At 48.9% G+C, this 19,077-nt stretch carries 13 protein-coding genes; 4 read left to right on the top strand and 9 right to left on the bottom strand.

Going from position 1 to position 19,077, the window contains the following annotated elements; translation table 11 throughout:
* Nucleotides 1-56: 56 nt before the first annotated feature.
* Nucleotides 57-398, bottom strand: coding sequence for an ArsR/SmtB family transcription factor (locus tag ACFQ3J_RS16915; protein ID WP_251583048.1), 342 nt, complete (start codon nucleotides 396-398; stop codon nucleotides 57-59).
* Nucleotides 399-403: 5 nt separating this feature from the next.
* Nucleotides 404-817 (bottom strand): SRPBCC family protein, encoded by a 414-nt coding sequence (locus tag ACFQ3J_RS16910; protein WP_251583049.1) that lies wholly within the window; start codon nucleotides 815-817, stop codon nucleotides 404-406.
* Nucleotides 818-1,053: 236 nt separating this feature from the next.
* Between ACFQ3J_RS16910 and pepT the strand changes: the two genes are divergently transcribed.
* On the top strand, nucleotides 1,054-2,283 hold the full coding sequence (gene pepT / locus ACFQ3J_RS16905) for a peptidase T (RefSeq protein ID WP_251583050.1): 1,230 nt from the start codon (nucleotides 1,054-1,056) through the stop codon (nucleotides 2,281-2,283).
* Nucleotides 2,284-2,408: 125 nt separating this feature from the next.
* On the opposite strand, the gene ACFQ3J_RS16900 is transcribed toward pepT, so the two are convergent.
* The 6 genes from ACFQ3J_RS16900 to ACFQ3J_RS16875 form a co-directional block, all read right to left on the bottom strand.
* Nucleotides 2,409-3,527: a mechanosensitive ion channel family protein gene (locus ACFQ3J_RS16900; RefSeq protein WP_091160049.1), complete on the bottom strand. Its 1,119-nt coding sequence runs from the start codon at nucleotides 3,525-3,527 to the stop codon at nucleotides 2,409-2,411.
* 368 nt (nucleotides 3,528-3,895) lie between these two features.
* Nucleotides 3,896-5,989, bottom strand: coding sequence for a catalase (locus ACFQ3J_RS16895; RefSeq protein ID WP_251583051.1), 2,094 nt, complete (start codon nucleotides 5,987-5,989; stop codon nucleotides 3,896-3,898).
* A gap of 188 nt (nucleotides 5,990-6,177) precedes the next feature.
* Nucleotides 6,178-11,367 carry a rhamnogalacturonan lyase family protein gene (locus ACFQ3J_RS16890; protein ID WP_311286835.1) on the bottom strand — a complete coding sequence of 1,730 codons (5,190 nt, stop codon included), beginning with the start codon at nucleotides 11,365-11,367 and terminating at the stop codon, nucleotides 6,178-6,180.
* Nucleotides 11,368-11,561: 194 nt separating this feature from the next.
* Nucleotides 11,562-12,482 carry a macrolide 2'-phosphotransferase gene (locus ACFQ3J_RS16885; RefSeq protein ID WP_251583052.1) on the bottom strand — a complete coding sequence of 307 codons (921 nt, stop codon included), beginning with the start codon at nucleotides 12,480-12,482 and terminating at the stop codon, nucleotides 11,562-11,564.
* Nucleotides 12,483-12,847: 365 nt separating this feature from the next.
* Nucleotides 12,848-13,864 carry a Gfo/Idh/MocA family protein gene (locus ACFQ3J_RS16880; protein ID WP_091160044.1) on the bottom strand — a complete coding sequence of 339 codons (1,017 nt, stop codon included), beginning with the start codon at nucleotides 13,862-13,864 and terminating at the stop codon, nucleotides 12,848-12,850.
* A 16-nt stretch (nucleotides 13,865-13,880) separates the two neighbouring features.
* A complete protein-coding gene (locus ACFQ3J_RS16875; RefSeq protein ID WP_251583053.1) occupies nucleotides 13,881-14,762 on the bottom strand; it encodes a sugar phosphate isomerase/epimerase family protein in 882 nt (293 codons plus the stop codon).
* Nucleotides 14,763-14,978: 216 nt separating this feature from the next.
* On the opposite strand from ACFQ3J_RS16875, the gene ACFQ3J_RS16870 reads away from it, so the two are divergent.
* Nucleotides 14,979-15,836: a helix-turn-helix domain-containing protein gene (locus tag ACFQ3J_RS16870; protein ID WP_251583054.1), complete on the top strand. Its 858-nt coding sequence runs from the start codon at nucleotides 14,979-14,981 to the stop codon at nucleotides 15,834-15,836.
* Between the two features lie 31 nt (nucleotides 15,837-15,867).
* Here ACFQ3J_RS16870 and ACFQ3J_RS16865 read toward each other — a convergent pair whose 3' ends face one another.
* On the bottom strand, nucleotides 15,868-16,665 hold the full coding sequence (locus ACFQ3J_RS16865; protein WP_251583055.1) for a hypothetical protein: 798 nt from the start codon (nucleotides 16,663-16,665) through the stop codon (nucleotides 15,868-15,870).
* Nucleotides 16,666-16,854: 189 nt separating this feature from the next.
* On the opposite strand from ACFQ3J_RS16865, the gene ACFQ3J_RS16860 reads away from it, so the two are divergent.
* Nucleotides 16,855-17,895 (top strand): FecCD family ABC transporter permease, encoded by a 1,041-nt coding sequence (locus ACFQ3J_RS16860; RefSeq protein ID WP_251583056.1) that lies wholly within the window; start codon nucleotides 16,855-16,857, stop codon nucleotides 17,893-17,895.
* The gene (locus tag ACFQ3J_RS16855) at nucleotides 17,896-18,942 is read left to right on the top strand and encodes a FecCD family ABC transporter permease (RefSeq protein WP_091160036.1); all 1,047 of its coding nucleotides are present in this window, start codon (nucleotides 17,896-17,898) and stop codon (nucleotides 18,940-18,942) included.
* Nucleotides 18,943-19,077: the final 135 nt, after the last annotated feature.

Below are 19,077 nucleotides of genomic sequence, written 5' to 3'. Positions count from 1 at the left end.
AATGCATGTAAGGAAACGACCGAAACGGCAACCGGCTGTCGCTTCTCCGTTCTTTTTCATTCTGCGGAATTTCCATCGCTCTCACTCTCTTCAGCAATTCGCTTCAGCAGCATGAGCTTGTTGTCCCAGAACCGTTCATAGTAAGACAGCCAGCGCTTAAGCTCTGTCAGCGGCTCGGTATCGAGTCGATACCTGGTCTCGCGTCCCACTTTACGGTCCTTCACCAGTCCCGCATCAGACAGCACGCGCAGGTGCTTGGATACGGCCGTTCGGCTTATGGGGAAACGCTCGCTGATGGCACCAACCGGCATTTCCCCATGGCTTAGCAATTGAAGCAAATCCCGGCGGGTAGGATCTGCGATAGCTTGAAAGACATCATGCTTAGGTGCAGCTGACATGAATGCTACGCTCCAAACTGCGCTGCTAGTTTGCTGAGGATTCCAGTCCAGCCGCCCGACATCCGGTCGCGTACAACGCTGTGATCTTCGCCGAAGGAAGTCTTCTCTTCTATACTCCAGCCACCATGTGTAAGTGTAAACTCCGTCCGTCCATCCTTCTCTGCAAGCTCGAACGTAATGATCCAATCCTTATCCCATTTGAAGCAGAGCCGATGAGGCGGATCGAGCTCGGTCACTTTGCACAGCGAATTTCCAAATGGACCTGCCTGCAGGTGAAATTCATGCCCAAGCACCGGCTCAAAGTCATTTGGCATAAACCAGGCGGCAATACCTTCAGCGGTAGCCACTGTACTCCATACTTTCTCGATGGGCGCATCAATGACGATCGTCTTCTGAATATCCGGCAATGTTTGTGTCATCTATTCTCTTCTCCTTCGAAAATCTTATTTGTAGTTTATAAGTGTGTTCAATTTCTCTCACGATTATATGACACCTTTAGGTTTCATGTAAAGCGAAACCTAAAGGTTTCCTTTTTTAGATGATTAAATCTATCTCACATCAGTTGTTCGTTTATGAATCCTTGTTCGTTCATGATAAAATGGGAATATTGAACAAGGGATAATTCATCCCGCCATAATAAGGAGATGAGGAACATATGAAGGAAGATCTGATTCGGCGCATTACCGGTTATGTACGTATGGATACACAGTCGGATGAGAACAGCGAGACCTGTCCGTCTACGCCGGGCCAGCTTGAACTAGGCCGCAGGCTTGTGGAGGAACTTCAGGATATCGGTATGCAAGAAGTCACGATGGATGACAACGGGTATGTCATGGCAACCCTGCCTGCTAATACGGACAAGGAAGTTCCTGTCATTGGCTTTTTAGCCCATCTGGACACGGCAACCGACTTCACAGGCAAGAACGTAAATCCTCAGCTCATCGAATCCTACGATGGTAACGATATCGTGCTGAACCAAGAGCAGAATATCATTTTGTCACCCAAAGATTTTCCGGAGCTTGCGAACTATAAAGGACACACCTTGATTACAACGGACGGGACAACCCTGCTCGGTGCAGATAACAAAGCCGGCATTGCCGAAATTATCACCGCCATGGACTATCTCCTGAACCATCCGGAAATTAAGCACGGCAAGATCCGCGTCGCATTCACGCCAGATGAAGAGATTGGACGTGGACCTCACCTTTTTGATGTCAAAGCTTTTGGCGCGAAATATGCCTATACTGTTGACGGTGGACCACTTGGAGAGCTGGAATACGAGAGCTTTAATGCGGCGGCGGCCAAGATCGTCTTCAAGGGCAAAAACGTTCATCCCGGCACTGCCAAGAATAAAATGGTTAACTCCGCCAAAATCGCTATGGAATTTAACAGCCTGCTCCCTGTAGAGGAAGCGCCCGAGCATACGGACGGCTACGATGGTTTTTATCATCTGAACGCTGTACAAGGAGACGTGGAGGAGACAACGCTCAGCTTTATCATCCGTGACTTTGACCGTGCCAGCTTTGAGGCCAGAAAAGCAAACATGGAACGTATCGCCGGAGAGCTTCAGGCTAAATACGGTGAGGACCGCGTCCATCTTACACTGCGCGACCAATATTACAACATGCGTGAGAAGATTGAACCCGTCAAATTCATTGTCGATATTGCAGGCGAAGCAATGAAGAGTCTCGACATTCAGCCTCATATTGTTCCGATTCGTGGAGGCACCGACGGTTCGCAGCTCTCCTATATGGGACTACCGACACCGAATATCTTTACCGGCGGCGAGAATTACCATGGACGTTACGAATATGTATCAGTAGATCATATGGTCAAAGCAACGCAGGTGATCATTGGGATCATCGAGCGGTTTGAACAGCGCTAAAGATTCGCCTCTATCTGCTCATTAGCTTAGCAGTTTAACACAAAGAGCGGCCCATTCTGTCACCTAAAGACAGAACAGGACCGCTCCATTTTTGTCATACTGTAGAATTACATATAACATTCGGCTTATTCGTACATCTTACTGCGTGCATAGAGACGTTCGTTCTCGGCATCTGTATCCATCTCTAGGTTCATGTTTTTCTCTACGAACAAGCGCTGTGCCGGCATAGCCAGCTTGATGCCTTCCTCTTCCAAAATGTTTAAAATTTCAAAATTAATCGATTCCAGCACCCGCATATGCTCCACCCAGATGGTTGTGTACGTGAAGAAGTAGAAGAAGATTGTAATCTGATCATTTGTCATCCCTTTGACACGTACCATAATCATATCCTTGTCGACTTCCTGGTGATTCTCAATATACTCACGAAGTCGTTCAACGGCTGCAGCAAGCTTCTTCTGATCTGTATCAATTGCTACACCCAGATCAAACGTGATCCGTCTCTTACCCATCCGGCTCCAGTTCGTAATCGCCGCCTTGGCAAGAATATTGTTCGGGATGATGACAACAGAATCCGCAAAAGTACGAATCTTCGAGCTTCTGAACGAGATGTCCTCTACCGTACCTTCTACCACATCTGTACTTATCCAGTCACCCTTGGAGAAGGGCTTCTCCGTAACGATAATGACCCCTGCAATCAGATTGCTGAGTGTATCCTGAGCCGCCAGCGCGACGGCAAGGCTTCCGAGTCCTAGTCCTGCGACTAGACCATTAATACTGTAACCCCACTCTGCTGCGATAATTGTCAGTGTCAGTGCAATGACCAAGAACCGAAGTACTTTGGACAAGAAGGGAATGATCATATCCGACTCTTCTACGCCCCACTTGGTGCTGAGTCCAGTAAAGAAACGAGAAGATCGACCGGACAGATTATACAGCCCCCAACCGATAATAGCGATAAAGCCCGTACGGATGAGATGAGAGAACAAAGGCCACTGACCGCCTCCAGCAAAGTAAAACAGAACCGCACCATAAATACCAATCAAAATCATGAGGGCACGTATGGGATTACGGAGCGTGAGATACAGGTTATCCCACTTCTGGCCGAATACGCGCTTCAGCAAACGAAACAAACGAGCTGATGTCCATTTGTTAAATATGGTGAAGACCAGAAGGAACAATATGGCTAATGCTAAGCGAATCCAATTAATACCTTCTACAAATTCAGTAATACTGTTTAAATTCAAAAATTGACACACCTTTACCACTTATTACAGCACATAGCCGTTAAAAACTTTTTGCTATTGAATCAATTTCATAATACCATTGGCTGCTTTAATCAAGAGTATGTATAGATCAAAATGGTTTTATTTGTCTATATAGTTTCAAGTCCACACTTTTGATAAGTTATGAAATTGAGGCTATTGTAACATGATTATTGTATTCGAACAAAAGACCGATTATTTCATCTATGTGAATCAATTGAATAGTACCCTGAGTTGCTGAATACTACAAAAACAAACAAGACAAGCAGATCTCACCGCTGCCGACGATCAGCTGCTTCTGCTTGTCTTGTAATCTTATTTATCGTAATTTTCCTTATATATTCAATGCATTAAACCACTCGATCCCAGAATCGATGCGCTGCTACAGCATTCAGGAATTTCTCAGCGAAGCTTCCCAGCTCTTCTCCACTTGCAGCCGTTACGATTCCCGGAGCTGAGGCAGCAGCAGAATCAGATGCCATACCCAGACCTTTCACAAGGAAGGAAACACCTTCATTTACCGCACCGATTGGCTTGTAGTGCCTGTATGCTTCCTTAATAAACTCCGCCGCATTAGGATCGGCTGAAATAGCCTGTACACTTTGTTCACCGCCTGCAACATAGATCGCATCAAATAGAAGCGAATCGCTCGTGAGGAAGGTATGCATTGCTTCAATGCTCACCCCTCCTTGTCCCGAAACGGGGCCAAGATGATCGCTGACCACTTCGGCCATAGCGCCTGCTTCGGTCAGAGCATTAATCAAGGTGATCACATGCTGGTCGAAACCGTCTCCGGCCAGTACAGCCACTTTACGAGTCTTCGCGGAATGAATCGTATTCGCCATACTTATAGCTGGTGAAGATGGAATCATCGGCGGTTTGGCTGGATTCTCGGCAGACTCTGGCAGCTGGGCACCAATTTTAGGAGCTACGGCAGAAGCCAGCTCGGGAGCAATGTTCATCAGCAGATGAATCACCTGCTGACGCACTTCCATCCGCTGCACCTTCCCAAGCTCAAACTGGAATGCGCTGATGAGATGTTTTTTCTCCGGCTCTGACATACTGTTCCAGAAGAGCAGAGCCTGGCTGTAAAAATCTTCGAAGCTGCTGCTTCTTGCCTTGATCTTGTGCCCTTCCACTTTCTCCGCATAATGCTGGTATCCACCCTCCTGCGGGGAAGCAGGCGAAGGAGTGTTACCCGCAATGCTGTTCTTATGGTAACTCACCGGACCTTGGTTGATGGTCATGCGATGCATGCCATCACGCTGGTTGTTATGCACTGGTGCAACCGGACGGTTGATTGGAATTTCCGGAAAGTTCGGGCCGCCGAGCCTTGAGATTTGCGTATCGGTATAGGAGAAGAGGCGCCCTTGAAGAAGGGGATCATTGCTGAAATCAATCCCTGGCACAACATGGCCCGGATGGAAGGCAATTTGCTCCGTCTCCGCAAAGAAATTGTCTGTGTTGCGATTAAGCGTCATTTTGCCGACTCTGCGCACAGGGACGATCTCCTCTGGCCAAATTTTAGTCGGATCCAAAATATCAAAGTCAAATGAAAACTCGTCCTCTTCCTTAATAATCTGAAGTCCAAGCTCGTATTCCGGATAATTGCCGGTCTCAATCGCATTCCACAAATCTCTGCGATGGAAGTCCGGATCTTTACCCGCTACCTTCTGATTCTCATCCCAGACCAAGGAGTGAACGCCAAGTACCGGCTTCCAGTGGAATTTGACGAAGTGGCCGACCCCTTCCTCATTCACCAGACGGAAAGTATGTACACCGAACCCTTCCATCATGCGATAGCTCCGCGGCAATGCTCGGTCAGACATCGCCCACATCATCATATGCGCTGATTCATGATTGTTAGCGATAAAGTCCCAGAAAGTATCATGTGCAGAAGAAGCCTGCGGCACCTCATTGTGCGGCTCAGGCTTGACGGCGTGCACAAAATCAGGAAATTTCATTGCATCCTGAATAAAGAATACCGGTATGTTATTTCCTACGAGATCATAGTTGCCTTCCTCTGTATAAAATTTCGTCGAGAAGCCCCTGACGTCGCGCACCGTATCAGATGAGCCTCGGGAGCCAGCCACTGTGGAAAAACGGACAAATACAGGCGTCTTTACAGAAGGATCCTGCAAAAATTTGGCTTTGGTAAAGGAGGTCAAAGGCTCATACACCTGAAAGTAACCATGTGCGCCAAATCCGCGGGCATGCACAATCCGCTCCGGAATACGCTCATGGTCAAAATGCGTCATCTTCTCACGGAAATGAAAATCCTCCATCAGGGTCGGACCGCGGACTCCTGCTTTCAAGGAATGTTCATCTTCAGATACCTTCAGTCCCTGATTGGTGGTCAGCTTCTTTCCGTCATTACTTACGCGAAAAGAATCCAGCTGCTCCTGCTTGGCGTTTTCATTCATGCGCTTTTCTTCGTTACTCATCCTGGTCGTCCTCCTCTTGATTATCTAATCGTCAAAAAAGATGTCCTCGAAATTTACGCAAATCCAAAGCTCTAAACTTCTAAATAAGTACCCTAAGCAGGATACCGTCAAACGGATTCATCACCAACAAAAAAACCATGAGAAAATGATCATCATTTTCTCATGGTTTGTTCATTTTTATTTCATTGTTACTTCACTTCTACGCGGATTGCTTCACTTCTTGTGCTGCCATGCTCGTTTACCAGCTCAATGTAATACTCGTAGGTTCCTGCCGCCTGATCTGATATTTCGGTGAATGCCGTTTGTGCATTCGGTGTATGGGCAGCAAGCTCCTGCGTATCTATCAATTCTCCATTTTCATAGAGACGGTAGGTTGTCCCGTTAACGCCCCACCACATGTTCATCGTAATGGCGTAGCTGCCGTCTCCATCCCAATTGTCACTAGAAATGCTCGGCTTGCCAGGTGCGGCATCTCTGACAGTTACCGTGTGCGGCGCTGATTTCGTTACCCCATGCTGGTTAGCCAGCTCTGCGGTATACGTGTAAGTTCCATTCCCTCTTCCGGATAACGGTACTTGGATACTCTGAGCCCCAGGGGTGTGATCGGATAGAAGCTCGGTATAGATGAGCTTCCCGTTCTCGTATAGCTTATAACGGGTTCCGTTATCCCCCCACCACATATTCATCGTAATGGTGTACTCTCCGTCCAGAAGTCCATGGTCATGTCCGTTATTATCTGACAGTACTGGAATTCCCGGTTTACCCTTGGCAAGTCCTTCTTCCTCCGCTCCTGCATAACGGATGTTCGGAGCGGCGGGCTCTTCCATCCCTGCCCCCAGATAGAATCCGGTATGAGGCGGCTGATTGTAAGAGACATTCTGCCAAGCAACACCAAGTCGATAGATTGGATCATGCATGAGCGTGCGAATCCGGTGCTCACTTTCATCCGTTGTCGTATAAATACGCAGCTCAGAGCTGTCACTGGAGCGCCAGATGACTTCTTCCCGCCAATCTCCATACAGGTCTGCTTGGAGGCTCGGGTTTGCCTTGGTCGAATTGTTCGACGCTGCTCCTTCTGCCGTCAGCAGATTCACCGTCGTCTGATTCTCGTAATCCCATTTGTCGATACGAATATCATCCTGAAGCTCTCTCAGCAAATCTCCGTCCCACCAAATTCCATAGTTCGTGGAGGAAGGAATTTCACTTGATATCTGCTCGCCTGTAATACTGTAGAGCGGGCTGAGCGGAATATGCTGCTCATTCGTAATTGTGGCAGCCCACACCTCTTCACCCGGATAATTCGGGTCAATATCGGCGGACATCCCTCGGCCGACGTCCCTTCCCATTGGAATGCCCCACAGAATTTCACCTGTCTGTGCGTCCCGAACCTCCATACCGTAGGCTGCGCCTGCATTCTCATGCACACTGAAGATTTCAAGGCCTTCACGATTTGGATTCAAGTCGCCGAAATGCATTGCATCGCCATGCCCGAGTCCGGTATTGTGCAGCGGTGTTCCGTCATCGTCGATCGCTATTGCGCCGAACAGGATCTCGTCCTTGCCGTCATTATCTACATCACCGACCGACAAGTTATGGTTACCTTGCCCAGCATAGCTGCCGAGGCCTTCATCATTCGTATCGAAGCGCCAGCGCTTTACAAGCTCACCACCCGCGAAATCATAAGCTGCCAGCACCGTTCTCGTATAATATCCTCTAGAAAAGACAACACTTGGATGTTCTCCATCCAAATACGCAACAGTAGCCAGGAAGCGGTCTACCCGGTTACCATATCCGTCCCCCCATGAATTGACGTCGCCTCTCGGCGGATCATACGGTACGGTGTTGATTACTTTTCCTGTCAACCCTTCGAACACCGTCAGGTACTCATTACCGAGAAGCACATACCCAGAACTGTTCCGGTGATCCAGCGAGCCGTCACCAATCACTTGTCCAGCTCCATCCCTTGTACCATCGGCTGTCTTCATCGTAATCTCTGCTCTTCCATCGCCATCCAGGTCATAGACAAGAAATTGTGTATAATGCGCTCCTGCCCGAATGTTAGGCCCCATCTGAATTCTCCACAGCTTGGTCCCATCCAGCTTGTAGGCGTCCATCAACACCTCGCCCGTGTAACCTGCCTGAGAATTATCCTTGCCGTTTGTTGGTGACCACAGCATGACAATCTCGTACTGTCCATCTCCATCTAGATCACCTACACTTGCATCTCCGGCATAGTAGGAATAAGGCTGACCGTCTTTTGTATAGGCATCCTGCGGCTTATCCAGTGGAATGCTCTTGTATCCATTCTGCCATACCTCAGCCGTCTCAATGCTCTCCTGCTTTACTCCGTTCAGCACGGGTTCGATTCTGTATACGGAATCCACCTTACCCTCAGGATCCAGCAGGTTCGTGCGATCTGCCAGCGGATTACTCGTAATGAGTACACCGTCCCTGTAAACGTTGAAAGCAATAGAGTCAGGATCAAGTCCGAGCATCCTCCAGCTGACAAGCACACCTTCCTCCGTCTGCACCGCTACCGGTGCACGATCGAGCTTCTCCATCTGGCGATACAGTGTCGTCACAGCAGGAGTGGAGAGCACATCGGACGGCTCGGAGATGCCGCCTGCGTTCACAGAGGCAACCTTGTAGTAGTAAGGTATTGTGCTAAGAATATCCTTATCCGTATATAAGGGATCCTTGGTTTGTCCAATCAGGGCATATTCCCCATCCTCTGATTTCGAGCGGTATACATTGTAGTATTTTGCTGCCGGCAGGGCGCTCCATGACAGTGAAACCTCGTTCTTATGAATCGCATCCACACGGAGATTTTGAGGAGTGCCAGCCTGCTCTACACCAGGATCTATCATCGATACCGCCAGCTCCGCCGAGGGTACCGATTCCAGACCTGCTCCATCGACTGCCGTGACGGTGTACACATAATTCATTCCGATATCAATACCCTGATCGATATAGGAGCGTTCACTCGTTTCAGCGATAAATGAGGACTTCTCTTCTCCTTCCGCCTGACGATACAAGCGATAGAGCGCGGCTTCTTCTAAACGCTGCCAGCTAAGATGTGCTGATGGAGGCTCGCTCTCCAGGTCCGTCTTCTCCAGCTGCAATCCTGTTGGCCCGAGCAGCAGCGGCGTTATCTCAATACCGTTCAGATGAGCGGTTTGTCCCGATATCAGCACATTCAGCTGTCCGTCCGACACGGTAATCGGGCTGTGAACCTTCTCCGCAATCGTCTCCTTACCCGAGCTGGCTGTCCCGTAATCTTTGCCTTCAATATTTATATTGGTTCTTGCCGAACCAATCCAGTCGCCTGTATACGTCTTAACCGCGTATGTTCCGTTCGGCAGATCCACCTTGAATTCGTATCGACCGCCAAAGTTAATGATGAAGTCCCGGCGCAGCGCATCGGTCGCACCTCCGCGATCCCGATCTGCAAATGCACCTTCAAGCAGCTTGAGACCGTACCCTGTTTCAGCGGTATACAACACCTTCTGATTGACCTCGGTATATCCTTCCGCAACAGGCGAACCTACAGGTCCGAAGTCATATCGGAGTGCTGCTGATTTGGTTCCGATCGCAAGCTCCTCCGACGGCACGGAAGCTCCTCTGCTGTTCACCGCAGTAACTCTTACCGTATAAGCCGCCCCTTCCTGGAGGCCGTTTATATTATAGCTGGGTATCGTGGCGGTTCCGGCCAGCTTATAAGCCGTTTCTGCCTCCTCCGCTCCCTTCACATAGATCCGGTAAATATCGGCGCCTTGAACCTCGTTCCACTTCAGCATCGCACCGCTGTTGCTAATATTCCCGGCAGCAAGCCCTGTCGGCTGCCCTGGCACAGATTCCGGTGGAGCTTGCTCCTGTACAAATGCAGAAATAGGAATATTCAATTCCTGAATCGCTTCGGCAACCATTCTTGCCAATTGAATTGCACCGTACTCCTGAAAATGCGTATTGTCCTCCGCACCATTTGGAAAGGCTTCGTATACACCCGGCTCCACATGCAAGAACACGGACTTGGCCTCATCAGGCCCAATGGAGTCATAATAGGCGACACTCAGCGCACTGAGATCAATGAGCAGGGTGTTCTGCTCCTCAGACACTTCCTTCATGGCTTGTACGTATTCCGGGAAGCTTACATTAAACTTGCCCGTATCCGAATTAAAGTCCCTGCGTCCTACCGGAGTCACCAGAATCGGTTCTGCTCCGCGCTGCCTTGCTCCGTCGATATACGTCTTGAGATACACCTTATAATCCTCAGGCGAAGCATAACGGTCCGGAATTGAAATTGTCGCATCATTATGACCGAACTGAATCAGCAGCACGTCGGATGGACGAATAACCCGTAGAATCTCATCAAGCCGCCCCTGCGCAATAAAGTTCTTGGTGCTTCGCCCCCCGATCGCGTGATTCTTAACTGTGATCTCTTCACTTAGATACCGTGGCAGCATCTGTCCCCAACCCGCCTCCGGCTTCCAGTAAGGATCGTAGGTCTGCACTGTAGAATCACCCGCGATATAAACCAATGGATACTCGCTTGCTGTGCGGTCTGGCAGCTTCGTAATTACCAGAGCATTCAGCTTGGCGCTTGACCCGCTGAATCCAAAATTTAGCTGACCGTCAACCAAAGCAATGTCAAAGTTCATCTCAAGGAACGCTCCAGCCCCTTTTGGTGTCAGCTGTACTTTTTGCATGCTCTCTACAGCCATAGCAATCTCAGACACTTCTGCAGCGTCACCCGCTATGAGCGATACTGTATAATCCCCATTTGGTAAATCGACTTGGAACTGGCCGCCGTCCTGAATGAGGGCATAATCGGATCTGACTGCATCGTCTCCGTCCCGGTCTGTCATCGTGACTTGCGAAGGATCATTAAATCCGTATCCCGCTTCTGATGTGTAGGCAATCGGCTCAGCAACCTGGGTATAACCTTCTGCTCCTGCTCCATTCCCAAAATCAAAACGGTACAACCCTTCCGTAAGCGTTTGCAAATTAGATGGTTCTGATCCATTCGGCTCCTCAGCTGGAGCTCCTTCCTCATTAATGCCCTCCTCTTGCGATGAGCCCTCCTCTGTCTCACTTTCTTCCTGCCCTGCTTCGTTAGTTCCTTCTTCCCCCCCTGTCTCTTCACCCGGTGCTTCCTCGCTTGGTACTTCTACCTCAGGCACTTCCCCATTTGGCAATTCCTCGCCTTGCTCCGTTCCTTCCGGCGCTGTATTTGAGGCATCTTCATTCCTTTCCTGGGCCTGCACGTATTGACCCCCCCATTCACCCGGTGTAATCATCGTGGACAGCACCATCATCATGACTAGAAAAATAATAAAAAAACGCCGTTTACCGATTCGGTGCTTGCTCTTCCCGTTCACTTAAACGCGGCCTCCTTTGAGAATGGAATATAATCCCTTTCATATTAGCGCTCCGTCTGGTGATTTAACATTTAAAAAACAGTGTTTTTTACACAAAAATCAGTGTTTTCATCTACGTAAAAAAACACCGCAAAGTCTCCATTTCGGAAGACTTGCGGTGTTGAAGTGTCTCAGGAATCTTTGTCAAAAGGTCTTTAATCCAAGCCGAGTGCACCTCGCGCCATCGTCATAATCCCTTCATCTCCTGATAGTAGAGCAAATTGTCCCATTAGAACCGGGTAGGCCGCGTAACGCTCCACAATATGCTCCTTCATTCTCGGCCATACCTTACCTCCAGCTGCTGCATAATTAGTTAACATTCGCTGAAGTTCGTCCTCGCCAAAAATTGCATAGTAGATTGTAAAGTCCGTAGCTGGATCAGCCACCTCAGACTCTGTCCAATCAATCAGTCCGGTAACCCGCTGTTCACCATCCAGCAGAATATGAGGCGGATGAAGATCTCCGTGGATCAGTCCGCATGTATCAGGCCAATACGTCTTATCGGAGAGCCAGGCCTGCCATCGGTCCCACAGCTCCTCCTTCACCCCGATCTTCTCCTTCACTTCCTGTGCCTGGGAGGCATAATGGCTTCTTACTTCCTCCGGTGTCTTCACACGTAGTCCCGCTGCCGCTGCCTGAGTCCCGTCTATCGCATGCAGGGCTGCAAGCGCCTCTGCCAAAGATCGCACAAATTCGTCCTTTAATTCCTCATGATTTATATTCCAATCATAACCCGCTGTCGATACGTCAGCCATAGGGATGCCATCAAGCCTTGGATAAGCGATGAGCTCGTCAGAGAATACTTGCCATTCCGGAACATTCACGGGCAGTCTGCCATTGATATAATCAAGCACCTTCTTCTCATTCACCGCACGCTCTAGTACATCTGACCTTCTTGGCTTGCGAATCACCCAGTCTACATTCGACGTATCCATTGCCATCGCTACTTGAAAGTCCATCCCAGACTCTGTTACCTTAGCTTCGTCTGAAGCAAACTGTAATCCATGCTGACGAGCAAGACTCAGCAGCTCCTTAGCCACTCCCTCGTGCTGCTGCTCTCCGTATCCATTTGTCATTTACATTCCCTCCTGAGTTATGAAAATAAAAAAACACAGACAACCTGCTGCCTGTGTTCGATGATGGGATAGATTGCATTCATGAGCACACCACATATAAGCTCTAGATGCGGGGCAAAGCTAACCCGAATCCATGTCTCATTCCTGCGGCATACACTTTCATTAGGAGTTATCTACATGTGGACATACTTATCCCGCTTCATCTTAGCACCGAGCATTTCTCAAGCGGATATAAGCAATCAGCACACATAACCCTCCGTTCCAATTCAAGTTACTCCAAGATTAGCATGCAATTCGGAAGATAACAACGCCCAGACAAGCCCTTTCGCAGTAAAAAACAGTTTAAATCAATCTAAGCCAGATCCCTATAGATAAACTTTATTTCCCGTGTTTGCACTTTCGACCGCACCAAATACCATGGCCATGCTGTAAATGTTGTCGGTGCAATCTGTTTCAGCCGGCCTTCCCTCCGAAAGTGCCAAGAACATTTCGTCGAGACAGCCAGCGTGACCCTCACGTCCGGTCCAGCTTCCTTCGAGATCGATATGCTCTACATCATGGAAAAAGCCCGTACCGCCCTCGTCTTTCATATACTCACCGACCGGCATCCGAATCCCGTCCCAGCGAGCAGATCCTTGGCTTCCGATCACCCGCCAATCAGCTTCCCAGGATGTATTCAGTCCGATGGCCGACCAGGAGCCGCGATAGCTGAATACCGAACCGTCGCTCATTTCAAATATGCAAATAGCAGATGCATTTCCCTGGTACCACGATCCCTCCGGATTATATTCATGGCAATATACTGACACCGGCTTTGCTCCTGTAATAAAACGGGCCTGATCAAAGGTATGGATCGCCATATCAACGATCAGCGGACTATTCATCAAATCGCGGAATCCGCCAAACCTCGGTCCAAGGAAGAAGTCGGCATGTATGGAACCCAGCTGGCCGATTTTACCGCTGTGCACGAAATCGCGAAGCGTCCTGATTTGTTTTAAATACCGGCGGTTTTGCATGACGGAGTACCGTTTTCCCGTCTCGTTGCTAACGCTTACGATCTCCTTTGCATCTTCAAAGCTCTCCGCCATCGGCTTCTCGCCGAACACATCACAGCCTGCTTTCAGCGCGCGGGTAACGATCTCCTTATGACTGGCAGGAATGGTGCAGTCGAACACCAGATTGGCATCGGTCGCTTGAAGAGCGGCTGACAGCTCGGTAAAAGTCGGCACCTGCAAATTCCTTCGCTCCGCCATTTTCTTTGCACTGTCTTCATATAGATCAACCAGCCCAACAATCTCCGCATCCTCTCTTTCTGCAGCATAATCAAGCCAAGTATTGGACATCCCGCCGCATCCCGCAACGATGATTTTGTGCTTGGACATAAGACTCTCCCTCCCTCTATACCGGATTCGTCACGAAGTCTCCCCCGCGGCATTGCTTCAAATACCGGAGTGCATGAACCTGACCGGTCATCTCCAGCTCTCCCCGGTATACCGGATCATGCCATCCTTCAATATCAATACTGCCTGTGTAGCCTGCCTGTCTTAAGATCATGATGACATCGGTCCAGTTGGTATCGCCAAAGCCTGGCGTGCGATGCCATACATAAGGCTCCGGACCATGAATTCCATGCTCCTTAATGACATCCCAGGCAATGGTAGCATCCTTGCCGTGTACATTAAACACTTTGCTTACCCATTTTCTAAGCTGCGGAATTGGGTCAATCAGGCCGACCATCTGGTGACAGGGCTCCCATTGCAGTCCGATGTTCTCCATCGGCAGAGCGTTAAACATAAGCTCCCATGCTGCCGGATGATGGGCAATGTTCCAGTCTCCACTCTTCCAATCTCCATCCATGCTGCAGTTCTCAAAGGCTAGGCGAACTCCCTTGCTCTCAGCAAAACGGGCCAGCTCACCAAACACCTCTACATACCGCGGTATGGATTCATCAATTGCGCCGGGCATACGACCGGTAAATCCAGTAACAAGATCTGTGCCAAAGTCGGAGGCATGCTCGATCAGCCGCTTCCAACTAGCCAGTGTATCCGCATTCTTTCCTTCTCCAGTGAGCGGATTACCAAATATGGATAAGCTCGTAACTGGAATATTATGTGCATCTAGCAATTCCCGCACCTCTTTGGCAAGCTCCTTTACATCGGTCCCGGCAGTTGTCTGCCAGAAAGTGAGCGAAAAGGATTCAAACCCGTGAGGGATAATTTGAGGCAGTACACGTACTGCATCCCCTCCGTTAACCAATGTTCCAATTCGAATATGATGCATTAGAGTAACCTCCATTAAAGTAGGATTTCAACTGAGTACTATGGTACTTAATGGAGCCTTGCCTCTGCTATATCCTAATTAACGATATATTCGCACAATCTTACGCAATTTTACTTCATGAGAACGTTGACATAGGTATTTTTGCTACCTATATTGAGAGAAATGGTTGAATGCTCCGCACCCTCTGGTAACTCTCTAAATTAGGAGGCCTATCCGATGACGACAAATCCGCATAAGGAAAATACTTGGATACCCGATCGAACGTTTCCGATCAATGTATTTTTTGTGAATGACATTTATTTGCACTGGCATGATCATTTGGAATGGGTGTACGTAAAGAAAGGAAGAGTACGGCTGCAGATCGACGGTGATTTCGATATTTTGGAGCAAGGGGATCTGGCCTTTGTTCATTCCAAACAGCTCCATAGAGCTGAACAGCTTGAACCAGACACCCAGCTTGTATGTATTGTGTTTAATGAGGCACTCGTGAGAGGGAATGGTCTGGACATCACCGAGCATCACTACTTTCTTCCTTATCTGCATCTGAAGCATCAGTGGCCTAGAATTGTAAGAAATCAGGAGAGCTGCATGCAGCCCATCAGCTTGTCCTTCTTGAGACTTATTGAGGAGTTTGAGAATAAACAGCCTGGCTATGAGCTTATCGTCAAGAGTGAGCTTCTCCATATTTTTGGACGGTATTTCCGCCATGCCCAGCAGGAAGGATCACAGATCCGAATGTTCCACCAGCGGGATACCCATAATCTATCTAGTTTACTAGAGCTGCTGCGCGAGCATTATCGTGATGATATATCCGTAACGGAGGCCGCCAGGCAGGTAAACCTGAGTCCGAACTATTTTTGCAGCGTGTTCAAAAAAATGACTGGAAAGACCCTGAAGGAATACGTGCATACGCTGCGTATCCAGGAAGCCGAGTTGCTGCTGCTTACGACCGACTATCGGGTCAGTGAAATTGCAGAAGCGGTCGGCTTCTCAAATTTAACTTACTTTGGGAGGATCTTTAAAAAAATAAAGAACATCCCCCCATCGGATGTCCGCAAAATGAAATCGGTATGAACCTCTCACGGATAAAAGTATACGCCCTTCTCTACCATTCCTCTTGCATTCGAAAAGTAACGACCAAATCATCACTGCCCGTCAACGAGCTGACAACCAAAGTAAGAATGATACCCGAATTCAGCGCATATGCGAGATCCTGAGCCGGAAAATAAACCGTCGTATTCGCATACGCACCCGACAAGCCTGCCGAGGTTCCCTGTGTCAGCACTCTTCCGCCGGTAATTGTCGTGGCTGTTGTGTTCACTTGAAGCACGGTATCGTTCGTCGGTATACTCGTTGTCGATGTAGGGAAATTGACAAAGGACCCGTCCATCGTTCCTCCCTCGACCAGCATGTAGCGGACGGGCTGCTTGGACAGAATATCAAAGCTCTGTGGATACACGGCAGCAGCGACTCCTTCAGGCAAGGCAAAGGAAGGTATGCGCTGAAAGCTGATTGCCGGGAAATACGCATCCGCTACCGAGAAATCAGAGCGAATCTCCGATGTAATTCGGCTTATATTAAGCTCCCGCAAAGAAAGCGGACTGTAGAAGCTGTCCGGACTAATTCCGTATATGGCTACTTCTATCCCCTGCAGTGAGCATGTAACATCAAATTGAAAGAAATCGTAGGGCACTTGGTACGTCCTATTTACAATTTCGCCCGGGTTGATGAGGAACAGATCTTCTGCAAATAATCCCTGGATTCCCGTACTGTTCACCGCTCCCGTCAGGTAGCAGGTTCCTGCTGAATCGTCGTTGTTAATGATCTTAATGAGTGCTTGGCTATAAGGCCGGACACCTTGTACCACTTGATTTAATACATTCATTGTTGATACAACAGGCATTGCAAGCCCTCCTTATTGCCACGTATTCTATATACTATATGTAGGTTTTCATAAAAAGTGCGGGGTGTGCTATAGTTACAATAGTCCATGGAACTCGATTATTTTTTCCTATATAACTATATAGAGTGAACTTAAGATCTTTAATTGATAATGATACTCATTATTGATGATAACATAGGAGTATATAACGTGTACAAAAAAACCACTGAACCTCCGAATAAACCTAAAATTCAAGCGCGCCCTGTCAGAGCATTGCTCACCATTGTCCTCGGCCTGGCAGCCATCATTCTATTCATTGGGGTATCTATTGCTGTTGGAGCAGCCGATATTCATCTGCAGACTGTTGTTGATGCGATCATTAAGTTTGATCCTGATTCTACTCAGCATAATATTATTCATGAGCTTCGCATTCCCAGGTCCTTGGCAGATGTGCTTATCGGCGCCGCCTTCGCTGTATCGGGAGCGGTCATGCAGGGAATGACGCGCAATCCGCTCGCAGACGCTGGTCTTCTTGGCATCAATGCCGGTGCTACGTTTATGATTGCTCTGTCGCTCGCTTTCTTCCCCAGCATGTCGTATGGAGGAACCATCCTTTTCTCCTTTGTTGGAGCGGCTATGGCGACCGGTCTGATCTATGGGACAAGCTATCTGGGCAAGGCCAAGATTACACCTGTACGTCTCGTGCTGGCGGGTGCTGCGATAACCTCATTATTAACGGCACTCAGCCAAGGAATTGCGATTCACTTCAGATTAAGCCAGGATCTCGCTTACTGGGTTGCGGGCGGTGTAGCAGGCATCAAGATGTCCCAGCTCATCGGGGTACTTCCCTGGATTGTCGGGGCGCTCATCGGTGCAATGCTGATCTCCAAATCCATCACACTGATCAGTCTAGGAGACGACATTGCCTCCGGTCTTGGTCAAAAAACAGGCCTCGTCAAGCTATTCGGCGGGATTATTGTGCTTATTCTCGCGGGAGCTTCCGTATCCGTTGCCGGTCCGATCGGCTTTGTCGGTCTGGTCGTGCCTCATATGGTACGTTATATCGTAGGGGTAGATTATCGCTATATCATCCCGTGCTCGGCTGTCTTGGGCGGACTGCTCATGCTCCTCGCGGATATCGGCGCACGAACTATTAATCCTCCTCACGAAACACCAATCAGTGCTTTATTCGCTCTCGTCGGCGTTCCCTTCTTCTTATACATCGCACGCAAAACAGGGAGGGGACTATAAATGGTCAAGGAATCACTTAGACAGCAAATTCAATCTAGTAAGAATAAGAAAAGGACGAAGCAATGGATCGTACTCAGCAGCTTCTCTCTGCTCATAATCGTATTTACGCTAATCAGTATAAATACCGGATTTTCCAAACTGACTCCGGTTGAGGTTCTAAATACGCTGCTGGGAAACGGCACGGCCAAACAGAATCTCATCCTATTTGAATTCCGTATGCCGCGGATTATTATTTCGATGCTGGTCGGCGCAGGTCTTGCCGTTTCCGGATGTATATTGCAGGGGGTATCCCGCAATGCTCTGGCTGATCCCGGTATACTCGGCATTACCACAGGTGCAGGCTTCGTTGTCGTGATCTATGTATCGTTCTATTCAAGCAACTCAGATGCGCCTGCCTTTCTTCTTCCCATCCTTGCGCTCATCGGAGGACTCATGATAGCGGCGATCATCTATGCCCTCTCATACAGCAAAAAAGACGGCCTCAATCCCAACCGTATGGTGCTTAACGGTATTGCCATTACCGCAGCCGTGAACGGGCTCATGATTGTGCTGATGCTCAGGCTGAATCCAGAGAAGTATGACATCATCGCCAGCTGGCTTGCAGGAAGCATCTGGGGCTCGACATGGAATCAGGTCATTGTCCTTGTCCCTTGGGTGCTCATGCTCATTATCATTGCCTTCATTCGCTCCAGAATGATGGATGCCCTGTCGATGGATGAGCATGTGGCGATGTCTCTTGGTGTCGGACTGAACAAGGAAAGGCTGTTTCTTATCCTGATCGCTGTAGGGCTTGCTGCATCCTGTGTAGCCTTTACCGGAGGCATCGGCTTTGTCGGGCTGATTGCCCCTCATCTGGCCCGCAGGCTGGTTGGTCCAAGCCATAACATGCTGCTCCCAGCCTCGGCACTCGGCGGAGCGCTGCTCCTGCTGGTGGCCGATACACTTGGACGCTCCATCCTCCAGCCTTCAGAAATCCATGCAGGGATCATGGTCGCCATTATCGGGGCTCCCTATTTCTTATACTTACTTTCGCGTTCGAGAATGTAAGCATCCGGGACAAACAGCAGGCATGAATCGCCATATGATTCATGCCTGTTTTTTTATATCAAGCTATCTTTTCTTTGAAGCCAGTAAGCCATCCGTATCATTGTGAATGCTTTCCATAGAAGCGTATAATATAGG

This window comes from Paenibacillus provencensis (assembly GCF_042678545.1).
In the GTDB taxonomy this organism is placed as follows: Bacteria; Bacillota; Bacilli; order Paenibacillales; family Paenibacillaceae; genus Paenibacillus; species Paenibacillus provencensis.
The sequence above is the reverse complement of the archived record's forward strand: the minus strand, read 5'-3'. Positions and strand labels throughout refer to the sequence as shown.